Source organism: Paenibacillus nuruki (assembly GCF_963311185.1).
Taxonomy (GTDB): Bacteria; Bacillota; Bacilli; order Paenibacillales; family Paenibacillaceae; genus Saccharibacillus; species Saccharibacillus nuruki.
Genome location: NZ_OY725677.1, coordinates 3259310 through 3272663, shown reverse-complemented (window position 1 = coordinate 3272663; position 13354 = coordinate 3259310). Strand labels below are relative to the sequence as shown.

8 protein-coding genes are annotated in these 13354 nt (G+C 40.9%); 3 read left to right on the top strand and 5 right to left on the bottom strand.

The features are described from left to right. Window positions 1-5: 5 nt before the first annotated feature. Together RCP16_RS14560 and RCP16_RS14555 are read left to right on the top strand one after the other, a co-directional pair. Window positions 6-1235, top strand: a complete 1230-nt coding sequence (locus RCP16_RS14560; protein WP_308640630.1) for an RtcB family protein — start codon at window positions 6-8, stop codon at window positions 1233-1235. A gap of 326 nt (window positions 1236-1561) precedes the next feature. Next, window positions 1562-2872, top strand: coding sequence for an MFS transporter (locus RCP16_RS14555; protein WP_308640629.1), 1311 nt, complete (start codon window positions 1562-1564; stop codon window positions 2870-2872). A 151-nt stretch (window positions 2873-3023) separates the two neighbouring features. Here the strand turns inward: RCP16_RS14555 and RCP16_RS14550 are convergent, their stop codons facing one another. From RCP16_RS14550 to RCP16_RS14540, 3 genes are all read right to left on the bottom strand, one after another. After that, window positions 3024-3926, bottom strand: a complete 903-nt coding sequence (locus RCP16_RS14550; protein WP_069326868.1) for an SDR family oxidoreductase — start codon at window positions 3924-3926, stop codon at window positions 3024-3026. Window positions 3927-4126: 200 nt separating this feature from the next. Continuing rightward, entirely contained in the window at window positions 4127-5191 is a 1065-nt protein-coding gene (gene uxuA, locus RCP16_RS14545; protein WP_069326867.1) for a mannonate dehydratase, read from the bottom strand. A gap of 114 nt (window positions 5192-5305) precedes the next feature. Beyond that, window positions 5306-6235, bottom strand: coding sequence for a helix-turn-helix domain-containing protein (locus RCP16_RS14540; protein WP_069326706.1), 930 nt, complete (start codon window positions 6233-6235; stop codon window positions 5306-5308). Between the two features lie 160 nt (window positions 6236-6395). Here RCP16_RS14540 and RCP16_RS14535 point away from each other — a divergent pair, with 160 nt between their 5' ends. Beyond that, the gene (locus tag RCP16_RS14535; RefSeq protein ID WP_308640628.1) at window positions 6396-8594 is read left to right on the top strand and encodes a glycoside hydrolase family 52 protein; all 2199 of its coding nucleotides are present in this window, start codon (window positions 6396-6398) and stop codon (window positions 8592-8594) included. Between the two features lie 354 nt (window positions 8595-8948). Here RCP16_RS14535 and RCP16_RS14530 read toward each other — a convergent pair whose 3' ends face one another. Together RCP16_RS14530 and RCP16_RS14525 are read right to left on the bottom strand one after the other, a co-directional pair. Further along, window positions 8949-12050 (bottom strand): glycoside hydrolase family 2 TIM barrel-domain containing protein, encoded by a 3102-nt coding sequence (locus RCP16_RS14530; RefSeq protein WP_308640627.1) that lies wholly within the window; start codon window positions 12048-12050, stop codon window positions 8949-8951. Next, entirely contained in the window at window positions 12047-13354 is a 1308-nt protein-coding gene (locus RCP16_RS14525) for a glycoside hydrolase family 125 protein (RefSeq protein ID WP_371748104.1), read from the bottom strand. The genes RCP16_RS14530 and RCP16_RS14525 overlap by 4 nt, the downstream gene beginning before the upstream one ends.

Genomic DNA, 13354 nt, shown 5'->3' with positions numbered 1-13354 from the left:
ATACAATGGCTTTTCAAGTGATAGAGGGTGTACGAGTCTGGGGTGAACCCGATGCAGGTGCACTGAGTCAGGCGGTAACCTGTGCGCAAACTGGTCAAGTTGTTCAAGCATTATTAATGGCGGATCATCATAAAGGATACAGTCAACCGATTGGTGGAGTCGTTGCTTATGATGGGCAAATCTCTCCATCGGGTGTAGGTTATGATATCGCCTGTGGCAATAAAGCTGTCCGTACCAATCTCATGGCGGCAGATGTCTTACCGAATATTAGCAACATTATGGATCACATCGCAAACACGATTTCTTTCGGAGTCGGACGTAACAATAAGAACAAAGTCGATCATGAACTGTTCGATGATCCCAATTGGGATGTGTACAAAACAGCAGGTGATCTTAAAACCCATAATCTATTAAAAGAATTAGCTCGTAATCAATTAGGTACGGTAGGCAGTGGTAATCATTATGTCGATCTATTTGTTGAACCGGTAACGGGAAAATTATGGATTGGGAATCACTTTGGAAGTCGTGGATTCGGTCACAAAACGGCTAGTGGATTTCTTAATTTAGCGGCAGGACGAGAATTTCTAGCCAAAGCACCAGGTGAACATATGGATCAACCACCTGTACTGCTGAATATGAATGATGAATTAGGAGATATGTATTACCGCACGATGAAGCTTGCCGGGCGTTATGCGTATGCAGGTCGTGATTATGTGATTCAAGAAGTGCTGAATGTGTTGGGTGCAGAAGCTGATTTTGAAGTGCATAATCATCATAATTTTGCATGGAAAGAAGTGCATAACGATCAAGAAACGATTGTGATTCGTAAAGGTGCTACGCCTTCAGCGCCAGGTCAATTAGGATTTATCGGTGGAAGTATGGCAGATATCTCGGTGATTGTGCGTGGTAAAGATAGTCTTGAAAATAAAGATTCCTTCTATAGTACAGTTCATGGAGCTGGACGAGTCATGAGTCGTACACAAGCCGCAGGGAAAATGAATTGGAAAACACGTACACGTTCAGGTGGACAAATTAGCCGTGAACAGATGAAAGCCGCTGTCGATGATTTTGGCGTCGAATTGCGTGGAGCTGATACAGATGAAAGTCCGTTTGCTTACCGTCAATTGCAAACTGTACTGGATGCTCATCATGAGACATTAGATATTCTGCATGTACTTCGACCGATCGGTGTCTGTATGGCAGGTGCGAATGAATTTGATCCGTATAAAGATTGATTCCTAGCTTAACCATCATTAAGATATACCAAAAAGGATTTTTACTGCCATCAGAGCAGTAAAAGTCTTTTTTATTTCTTTATATTACTTAATTACGTTATTTTTATATAGAAAATAAGTGTAAAATAGTCTAATATGTTCTTGTAAGTCGTTTATGAATGTAGCATAATATAACACATGGTTGTGATACTTAAAATTGACAAATTAAAAAAGAAAATCATATACTAAATAATGGACATTTTTACAATTAGTTAAATTTATTTTATACATTATTTATAATGAAAATTGAATATACATACAATATGATATGAAAGGAAGCGAAGTTGTTGATAAGAAAATCATTTTATATGTTATGGGGGACACAGACAGTCTCTAATATCGCAGATATTGTTTATTTACTGAGTCTGATTACACTGGTTTTTACCGCTACAGGTTCGCTTGTGACCACCATACTAATTCCTTTATTTCGCATGTTATCCAAAATTGTTAGTGGGTTGATTGCTCCATTGGTGTTATCGAAATATCGTCTGACTTCTATATTAATAGGATCGCAATTCGGCCAGTTCGTATTATTTGCAAGTTTAATTTTTTATTTAAATAGTACAGTTACTCCTGCTTATGTGATTATTTTTCTTATTGTGTTCGGTATGTCTTTTCTAGATGGTTGGACAGATCCGGCGCGCAATGCTTTGATTCCACGATTAGCTTATGATGAAGGATTAATGAAAGCAAATGGATTCATGTCGATTAGTGATCAGATTATCAAATGTGCAGGTTGGGCTTTGAGTGGTCTTATCGTGGCGATTATTGGTGCGATTCCAACGATGTGGATTGCAGCCGTTTGTTATTTGTTAGCGATGATCTTTACTGCTTTTATCCGAGATCCTTATGCTTCTCCACGTAAAGAGCCTGCTGTGGTTGCTATTACAGATGAGGATACGCTTGCCACAGAAGTGGTCTCTGAATCGCCAGCACAACAGCCAGTTTCACGTTGGGAGCAATTATCGGAAGGTTGGAAAGTACTGGGACGCAATCGGCGTATTCGAATGTTAGCGATTATTGATAATATAGATACACTAGGCGGAGCAGCTTGGATCGGTGCATTTGTACTGGCTTTTGTGGTACAGGTGTTACATCAAGATGCACGCTGGTGGGGATTTATGAATGCTTCCTTTTTTGTAGGTTCGATTGCAGGTGGAATATTTGTAGTCGCCCGTGTGAAAAAACTACAAAAAAATGCTTTTCCAGTCATGTTAATTAGCTTGCTCGCGTATGTGATTATCACCCTATTTTTTGCATATAATGTAGTGCCGTGGATAGCCTTGATCTTGATTGGATTATCTGGCTTACCTGTACAGATTGCAGGCGTGATTCGCCGAACACTGATTCAGCAGAATCTAACTCCTACCGAAACACCGAATGTGATGTCTGCATGGAGTGTACTTAGTAATCTGACTTTTGCGATAGCGATGTTATTGTTAAGCTGGTTTGCCGATACATTTGGGATGAGCAATATGTATTTACTTGCAGGCTTGTTAACGCTTGCTGCTATTGTTATGGGCTTTGTCAGTCGGGCTATTTTCCGCGAAGATTATGAAGGTTATGTACAAGATAAAAAGTTGGCGGCTTCAAAGTAGTAGATAATACAAAGTGCTGATTTGTGAAATGTTAACGCACATGATCAAAGCCTGTTCTTTTCCCATGGTTATATAGGGATAAAGAACAGGCTTTTTGATTGATTGTATATGATGAACATATATAGGATGCATTAGATAGTAGGATTAAATACTAAACGCCTGAATATGCCATAAATCCACCATCTACAGGAACTGTTATTCCGGTCACAAATCCAGAAGCCTGCGAATCAGCAAGCCATAACAGTGTTCCTAGTAGATCATTTGGTTCACCGAATCGACGCATCGGGGTATGAGCGATAATTTTCTCAGAACGTTCATTGTACGAACCATCTTCGTGTTTGAGCATTTTGGCATTCTGATCGGTTAAGAAAAATCCAGGTGCGATCGCATTAATTCGAATGCCTGCATCGGCAAAATGAACAGCTAACCATTGTGTAAAGTTATTGATTGCCGCTTTGGCAGCACTATAAGCAGGTACTTTGGTCATTGGAGAATAGGCACTCATGGATGAAATATTGATGACTGTGGCACCTTCACGGTGGATCATATTCCGTGAAAAAATTTGTGTAGGAATCAATGTACCAATCATATTCAGGTCGAATACATCACGGAATCCATTGAGTCCAATATCATAAAAAGTCTGCTTGGAGACATCATTCAGATGTTCTTCACGAAAAGCTTCTTCTGTTGTATTGGCATCGGGATGATTACCACCAGCACCATTAATCAGAATATCGCAAGCACCAAATTCAGCCATCACCGTAGCTTCGGCTAGAATCACGCTATCTTCTTTGGTCACATCACAGCCTACAGCAATCGCTTCACCACCTGCATCACGAATCTCGGCAGCCACCATTTCACCTTTGGCTAATGTACGATTTAAGATCGCGATTTTACAACCTTGTCGTCCTAATTCATAAGCCATCGAGCGGCACAATACACCTGCTCCACCTGTAATTACAACGACTTTACCTCGTAGATGAGAGTGAAGTGGAAGTGCATTTTCTTCGGTTTCGGTAGGTGGTTCGCCCGCTGTTTTTTCAGCAGAACGGATCACTTCACGTAATGTTTTGTCTACCAGTGCATTCCCTGTTGAAGGGGCTTTGGGTGCGGTAGGAGGGACATCTGCTGCTAATAATGGATCTGCTTCTAATTCGGTTGTATGCTGATGTTGATGATCATCTTTTCCTGTAAAAGATTGGCTCAAAGTTATCCCTTCCTTTCACAATAGTGCTTTTTGGAGTGTGAGGATATTCAAGTACGTTTATATTGAAATGAATCCCATAATCCCCATAGATACATAATACCCAAAGCACGGTCATACAACCCGTAACCCGGGCGACATTCTTCATTCCAAATATGTCTGCCATGATCCGGTCGACAATATCCAGTGAATCCTTCTTCGTGATACGCTTGTACAATGCCAGTTAGATTGACAGTTCCATCTTGTGTACGATGAGACGTTTCAGCGAAATCGCCATTTTCTTCGACTTTCACATTACGCAAATGGGTAAAAGGAATCCGATCGGCAAATTCATGTACCATAGCGACAATATCGTTGTCTGGATTCGCTCCTAATGAGCCACTGCACAAAGTGATCCCATGTGCTGGACTGTTATACATATTCAAAAAGCGTCTGATATTATCTTGGCTACGAATAATACGAGGTAGACCAAAAATCGACCATGGTGGATCATCGGGATGGATCGCCATTTGGATACCATTTGCTTCAGCAACCGGAATAATTTCATCTAAAAAGTACTGCAAATTGCTCCATAAATGATCTTCAGTGAATCCTTCATAAGCTTTAAATAATTCAGTTAAATGAGCTAACCGTTCAGGCTCCCAGCCGGGCATTGTTAATGCAGAATTGGCATTGATCTGAGCTACTAATTCCAACGGATCAATATGTTCGATTTTGCTTTTCTCATAAAAAAGAGAAGTAGAGCCGTCTGACGCAGGGCGGTGCAGATCGGTACGTAACCAATCGAAAATAGGCATGAAATTATAACAAATCACCTGAACACCAATTTCTGCTAGATGGATAATCGTCTGCTTATAATTGGCAATATACTGATCACGAGAAGGTAAGCCTAGCTTAATATCTTCATGAATGTTGACGCTCTCAACAACGTGCGTATGTAGACCGTAACGATCAGCAGTAGCTTGGATCTCATGGATTCGCTCTTGCGACCATACTTCGCCGACAGGTACATCATGCAGTGCCCAGACGATCCCTTCAACTCCGGGAATCTGCCGAATCTGCTCTAATGTGACCGTATCATTATGTTCTCCAAACCATCGGAATACCATTTTCACAACCATAACACCTCCATCATCCCAAATTATAAATAAGTATAACTATAACAATAAAGGAAGAATATTCATTACACAACAACGAACTTGCCCGCCAGTAGGAGAGCAAGTTCGATATTAGGCTTTACATTCGGAAGGCATCACCATTTGATTTTTGCGATAATGACTGGGCGATATGCCAGACCAGCGCTTAAATTGCCTGCTAAAATGAGCAATATCACGATAACCTAGAATCGAAGCAATATCTTGTATCGACATGCGTTGATCGGACAATAATAATTTGGATTTGTGAAGGACTAGATTAGATAAGTAACTGCGCGGAGAAATCGCAAATACTTGATGGAAAATTCGATTGCAATGAGAAGGGCTGATCCCTAGTTCGGCTGCAATATCGTCAATCCCATAATGGGAATCAGACGTGGCTTCCAGCTGCACAATATTGCGATTGGCAATGCCTTGCAATCGAGCAGCAATCTGATGCGCCATTTCGACATGGGCATAACTTGCAGGCGCTAGACCAGCAGCTTCATTGGATATCGCTTCCCAGAGCACGCCAAACAATTCAAATACCGCAGCTTGCAGACGCATTCGACGGGTAATAATATGTTCATCGGTATGATCAATCGGCTGGGCAATTTTGAGCAAATGAGGGCGTAACGCTTGAGCCACTGCACTGGATTGTCTAAAAATCACTTGATTCAACCGTTCCAATAATGATAAAAACAACCGATCATCAATATCAAAATGAATACAAAAATACGTAAAAGACTGTCCATCAATCGTACGACTGGAATGAGAAGTACCGGGTGAAAGGATCATCAGATCGCCTTCTTGCTGAACATAACTTTGCGAGCCAACTGTCATGAGTTGTTGCCCTTGTAATACATAATTAATCTCATACTGTGGATGATCGTGAATCGGATATTGCCAATCTGTACTGACTGTACGCAAATGAATACCGAACAAATTCATTGTTGTCTGCACATCTGGAAAAATGGTCTCAGCTAGACTTTGTCCCCATTCGGGTGGAATAAAGGAAGTAGACATGGACAACCTCCAATCTCACTATAATGCTTGATTTGGGTAAATAGATGAGCGATTTGGAAATGGTCTTACAGAATATACTTTGATAGGATAAATCTGAACTATTAAGGTAATTACTGATAGCATACACGGATACCTATCAAAATGAAAGGGGTTACAAGAAATGAAAAAAAATTCATTTTATAATGTACAACATTCTCCGATTGGCGCATTTGCTAGCTTTACCTTAGGATTCAAAGGAGCTAAAGGAGGACTCGGGTTAGAACTGGGCAAACCAGCGGATGAGAATATCTATATCGGCTTACAATCGAGAGATGGCAAGCGGTATGAAGCGCTTCCTTTTTTTACTTCATTGAATGATGAAAGCTCTCGTTACGATGTAGAAAAGGAGAAACCGACCGACCAGACCTCTACAGAAATAGTCTATTATCAGGATGGTGAGATTGAGCGTACATTAGATGTAGCTACAGATACATGGACAGCAGGTGATCTAACGTTCAAAATTTATTCTTCTGTTCGCCCTGTTCCTGATCCTGCACAGGCTAATGAAGAAGAACTCAAATCAGCGATTGTGCCTGCTGTATTTGCCGAAATGACGATTGATAATACAGCAGGTGAAGTGAGTAGACGTGCCTTTTTCGGTTATGAAGGTAGCGATCCTTATCGTTCGATGCGGATTATCAAAGAAGCAGATGAATCAGTAGAGCAAATGCAATCCAATGCTTACGCAGGCGTTGGACAAGGCAGACAGACAGCCATCTTATGTGATGACCCTGATGTTACACCTGCACTTGGATTTGCTCTCGAAAAAATATTGCAAGAAAAGTATGCAAACAATTTGTATTTTGGCTTGGGTATTGTAGGTGCGTTACTGATGGATGTTCCCGCAGGACAAACACGTACATTCCGTTTTGCGATCTGCTTTTATAAAGAAGGCATTGTCACCACAGGGATAGATACGTCTTACTATTACACTCGTTATTTCAAACGTATCGAAGAAGTCGGTACATATGCGTTAGCTCATTGGGATGCCTTAACTCAAGCATGTGAAGATGCGAATACTTGGATTGGTAATCATCAAGCATTGAATCAAGATCAGCATTTTATGGTGGCACAGTCGATTCATAGTTATTACGGCAGTACGCAGTTGTTGCAGACTGAGGATCAGCAACCGCTTTGGATCGTGAATGAAGGAGAATATCGAATGATGAATACACTCGATCTTACAGCAGATCAATTGTATTACGAATTGATTATGAATCCGTGGACAGTGCGTAATGAACTGGAACTGTTTGTAAATCGGTATAGTTATTATGATGAAGTTCGTTTTCCTAAAGATCAGACTAGATATCCAGGTGGGTTATCATTTACACATGATGTGGGCATCGCCAATCATTTTTCCCGTCCACAATATTCGGCTTATGAGCTAGCAGGAATTGATGATTGCTTTTCATATATGAGTCATGAAGAATTAGTAAACTGGCTCTGCTGTGCTTTAACCTATATGGAGCAGACACAAGACCATGAATTTAAAGACAAATATATGAATATATTGCAAGATGGACTACAAAGTATGCTCAATCGTGATCATCCTGAAGCAGAACAGCGTAACGGTCTAATGGGACTGGATAGTCATCGTACAGAAGGTGGGGCTGAGATTACCACCTACGATAGTCTGGATGTGTCTCTGGGTCAATCTCGTAACAATATTTATCTAGCAGGTAAATGCTGGGCAGTTTATTTGGCACTAGAGAAATTATTTTCCCAAGAAGGACAGACCGAATACGCAGCACAAGCAGGAGCACAAGCAGATCGCTGCGCAGCTACAGTAACCGCGCAGTTGAACGATCAAGGATATATTCCGGCCGTTATTGGCGAAGGCAATGATTCGCAGATTATTCCTGCGATCGAAGGCTTGGTATTTCCTTACTTTACCGGTTGTTCTGAAGCACTGGAACGTGATGGACGATTCGCTGATTACTTGAATGCTCTGCATACACATTTGAATACAGTACTGGTTAAAGGAATCTGTTTATTTGAAAATGGAGCTTGGAAATTATCATCCACAAGCAACAACTCGTGGTTAAGCAAAATCTATCTATCTCAATTTATCGCACGGGAAATTATGGGACTAACTTGGGATGAACAAGGGCAAACAGCCGATGCTGCTCATGTCGAATGGCTGACTCACCCTGAATATTCTTACTGGTGCTGGAGTGACCAGATTATATCGGGCATTGCTAGCGGTAGCAAATATTATCCACGCGGTGTCACGTCAATTCTCTGGTTATGGGAAAAAGGCGATGGTAAACTGCGTACACCTGAAGCCTTAGCCCACCCCATAGCATCAGTTCATGTATAGAAATTAAAGACTCACAAATTTCATTATCCATACAAAAAGGATTAAATCTTACACCTCTGCGTACCACCAACAGAGACAAGATTTAATCCTTTTCCATACACAAAATCGTTAGGTTCAACGGGTTTAACCAGCCTAAAAGATTTAATCTTTCAAATGGTTTATCTCTAAGGTGTTCATCTTTCCTGCCCCATAACCACCCTTGCAGTAGCGAAGGGCATCCTGTTGTTCTGAAAGAGCGAAGCGATCGCCTTTGTGGATGAATCCCTACCGCATAGCGGTTAATCAAGGGATTCATCCACAACAAGCGACGACAAGAACAACAGTATGAACGCAGCGCTGTAACTCCTACCTCAACTATTCTTCTTTGAAAAAAGGCATAATCTCCATATCAAAAACAAATTCTTTTTCATGTAATTGATACTTTTCAGCAAGTTGAGGGCCACACGAATTCGAGCCAACACCGCTCATTTTGTAATCCAGATGGATAAACGTTTCCAGGCGACGCACCAGTTCATACGTGTGTGTTGCATGCATCAAGTCGGCTGTAGTGTAATGAGAGGCATTAAATGAGAACGGTTGGGAACCTTTGAAATGAAGCCCTGCACCCATCGCTTGTGTAGCACTCATCCAATGCGTTTCAAAGCGAGATCCATTTTCTTGAGGCATAATATAATTGTAAAAAAGGTCATCGACCGTTTTCTCATATTTACCAAAACGTGTACTATGATGCTTATCAATATAACTTTCATGCGGTCCACGTCCAAAATAATCTATATATTCGGTACCTGCTGGCATTGCAAACATTAGACCAAATCTCGGTAAAAATGGGCTGGTATCTAATACAGTCACTTTTACTTTCAATTCGATCTTTCCATCACTCTGAATCGTCCACCATGCTTGACCACGCAGCACAGGATATTTACTATACGGAGCAAGCGAGAAAGAAGTCGTAATGATCACCGATTGTTCTTCTGCACATGACCAGTGGCTGTTGTATACTTTGGTCGATATATGATCATATCCAATATCTAACCATTTTTCTTTGATATGCATATCGTTATCGATCGGTGCTCTCCAGATTGTAAATTCGGTAGGTTGTTGAAGTAAAGGAACCCCCGATTTGCTCCATTCTGTAAATTGTCCACGTTCCAGATCATAGACATAACGGAAATCTAATCCTTCGATCACTAAGCGCCCCTGATGTTCAGTAGTCTGTAGTGGATATCGAAGTGAATCTAAAGAGTAACGCTCTGTTAAAATTTCGTCTATCGCTATAGCATCAGCAGGAATATAGAATTGAGTAAAAGCAATCTCATAACCAATTGGAGCCCATACTGTTTCTGTAGCCGTCCGTATAGAGAAGGTAAGATAACGAAGCGGATGATGATGTTGCAAAGCTAAAGTCGGCAAAGTAATTGTAGCTGAATCTTGTGGAGCAATACTAGGCATCGACAATGTACCTTGCTCGATAAGTAGACCTTCATCTTCGATTTTCCAGTGTAATATCAAGTGAGATACATCGGTGAAATCGTATAGATTAGTAATGCTAAATTGATTCCCTATTGCAGTATCTGTTCTTCCTTCGACTGTAATTAAAGCTTCGATTCGTACAGGAGCCATGATTTCTTTCAATTCTAATAACCCGGCATGTGGCTTACGATCTGGTGAAACTAGACCATCGATACAGAAATTGCTATCATTCGGTTGATCTCCAAAATCTCCACCATACGCATAATAAGATTGACCTGTTGCACTAACTTGAGCTATTCCGTGATCAACCCATTCCCACACGCAACCACCCATTAATTTGGGATAAGCATAGATCGCGTCCCAGTATGACTTGAGATCACCCGGGCCGTTACCCATAGCATGACTGTATTCGCATAAAAATAAAGGTTTGGTAGTAGTATCGTTATTCGCGTAAGCAATAATATCGGCAGGAGAAGAATACATACGACTTTCCACATCTAAGACACTTACATCTTCATGCCCTTTATAACCAGGAGCCGCACCTTCATAATGAACAAGGCGAGAAGGATCACGTTCTCTTGTCCATTGTGCCATCGCAATATGATTGATATCGTAACCCGATTCATTTCCCATCGACCACATAATCACTGATGCAAAATTTTTGTCTCGTTCCACCAAGCGAACAGCACGTTCAACAAAAGCTTCTTGCCAGTCTGGATTAACAGATAGTTGGTGAAAAGCACCTTCTGCAAAATCTTCAGGTATACCGATACCATGACACTCCAGATCCACTTCATCAATCACATAGAATCCGTATTCATCACAATATTCCATAAATTTAGGATCATTCGGATAATGAGAAGTACGAATCGTATTGATATTATGTTGCTTCATTAATTGCAGATCAGTCAGCATATGTTGTACAGGAATCGTCTGTCCAAGTTCTGGATGAGAATCATGACGATTAACACCTTTAAGCTTAATAGGCTGTTTATTAATCTGAAATACACCTTCAGGTGTCACTTCAATCTGACGCAGACCTACTGCAAATCGTAATACTTCTCTGCCTGCTTTGAGATATAAGCTGTATAGCGCAGGAGATTCTGCATTCCAAAGAATTGGATGGGTAATCTCCATGTCTAAAGATCCCCTTTGATCCAATAAAGCGGTTGTCGTTAACAGTTCGGTACCGTCAGGTGATAATAGAATCGCTTGAACTTCCAGATGTTCGTTCTCTTGTGATGATGTGGAGCAGTCCAATTGGATATTCAGTCTAGCTTGATGGTAGTGATCATGGTCATAATCCAAAGACTGCTGGATAAATACATCCCGAATATGCTGACGATCACGAGTAAGTAGATACACATCACGGAAGATGCCGTTATAACGCCACATATCCTGATCTTCCAGATAAGAACCTTCACACCATTTGAGAACCAACACAGCGATACGATTGATCCCTTCTTGCAAATAAGGGCTTACACAGAATTCAGCAGGGACACGACTGCCCTGACTGTAACCGACAAACTGTCCATTTACCCATAGATACAGACAAGATTGAACACCTTCAAATACAAGATACGATTCTCGATCTTGCCAACCATGCTGTAATCGTATTTCTTTGACATAAGCGCCAGCCGGATTCTGATCAGGGATAAATGGAGGATCACATGGAAATGGATAACTTAGATTCGTATAATGCTGTTGGTCATAGCCATTTGTCTGCCAGCAAGAAGGAACAAGCAAAGAGTCCCATGTCTGTACATCATATTCAGGCATAAAAAAAGCAGGTTCTACATCACGTACAGCATCATAATAACGGAATTGCCAGCCTCCATTTAGCGACTGATAAAAAGGAGATTTACCACGTTGACGTGTACGTGCGCTTGGCATATCTGCATATGGAATATAATACGCTCGGGCAGGCTCACGATTCACTTGCAATACATTCAGGTCTTTCCAATAGCTAGGAATGATCGTATTCATAGGGAAGATGGCTCCTTACTGGATTGAAGTGCGTACTGACTAACAAATTCAGCGAATAAACTATTTGCCCATGCAAACCATGGACGAGTAAATAGAGTAGAGTCGTCTTTATGAAATCCTTCATGCATAAATCCTGTACTAGCATGGGTAGTAGACAGCATATAAAGGATAGATTCTATTTCGCTAGGATCGGTAGAAGTTAATCCTTGCATACACAATGCGATATGCCAGATATAATCGGTCGGCGTATGCGGGCTACCGATTCCACTGGCTGCTGTACCTGTAAAATAATAGGGATTGTGTTCGCTTAATACAAATGCACGTGTATTTTGATATACGATATCATCGACAGGGCGATAACCCAAATAAGGAATTGATAAAAGACTGGGCACATTCGCATCGTCCATTAGATTGTGATTGCCTTGACCATCTGTTTCATACGCATAGATTTTGCCATATTGCGGATGGATCACTGCTCCATAATTTTCGATACCAAAATTGATTTCTTCTTGTAAACGCAGTGCTTTAGAAGCGAGACGCTCATCATTGTAAAGCTCGATCGCTATTTCTGCCATATAACGAAGGACGACAGAAGCAAACATATTGGATGGAATCAGATAACCAAATGTACAAGCATCATCACTAGGGCGAAATCCTGACCATGTCATACCTGTATACGACGTAGGCATACCTTTGCCCTGATTACGAAGTGTATCGGAAGGAGGACAATCTTCACGCATAAATGTATAAGGAGAATGGTCATCATGGTATTGTTCACAACGCCAGAGATCTATAATACGATGCATCACGATGCGAAAAGATTCATCAAACAAGTCAGTACGACCTGTCATTTTCCAAAATAAATAACTGAGTTGAATCGGGTAACAGAGCGAATCAATCTCATACTTACGTTCCCATACCCATGCATTCAATTCAGTAAGATCGATATCGTAGCGATTATCATTATCTTCACAGTTAAAAGCATTCCCATATGGATCAATACCGATATAGAAAATCTGGCGACGAATCACACCTGCAATGATATCAGCTACTTTAGGATCACTAGATGCCACAGGTAAGTAATGACGAACTTGAGCAGTAGAATCTCGTAACCACATGGCTGGAATATCTCCTGTAATCACAAATGTACTACCATCTTCTAATATCTGTAATGTTGTCTCATACGTATTGGCATAACAATTCCGAAACATCCTCTGAAGTTCAGGGAAATGTTCCAATTGTTGTTCAACGTGCTGAATATAATCATGCATAGCTGTCGTGAGTTGCAAAGGTTGAGAAGTCAT

Bases quoted from the DNA above. Each gene is read 5' to 3' on its own strand.
- RCP16_RS14560 (WP_308640630.1), top strand. From the start codon at position 6: ATGGCTTTTCAAGTGATAGAGGGTGTACGAGTCTGGGGTGAACCCGAT.
- RCP16_RS14540 (WP_069326706.1), bottom strand. From the start codon at position 6,235: ATGTCTACTTCCTTTATTCCACCCGAATGGGGACAAAGTCTAGCTGAG.
- RCP16_RS14535 (WP_308640628.1), top strand. From the start codon at position 6,396: ATGAAAAAAAATTCATTTTATAATGTACAACATTCTCCGATTGGCGCA.
- RCP16_RS14530 (WP_308640627.1), bottom strand. From the start codon at position 12,050: ATGAATACGATCATTCCTAGCTATTGGAAAGACCTGAATGTATTGCAA.
- RCP16_RS14525 (WP_371748104.1), bottom strand. From the start codon at position 13,354: ATGACTTCTCAACCTTTGCAACTCACGACAGCTATGCATGATTATATT.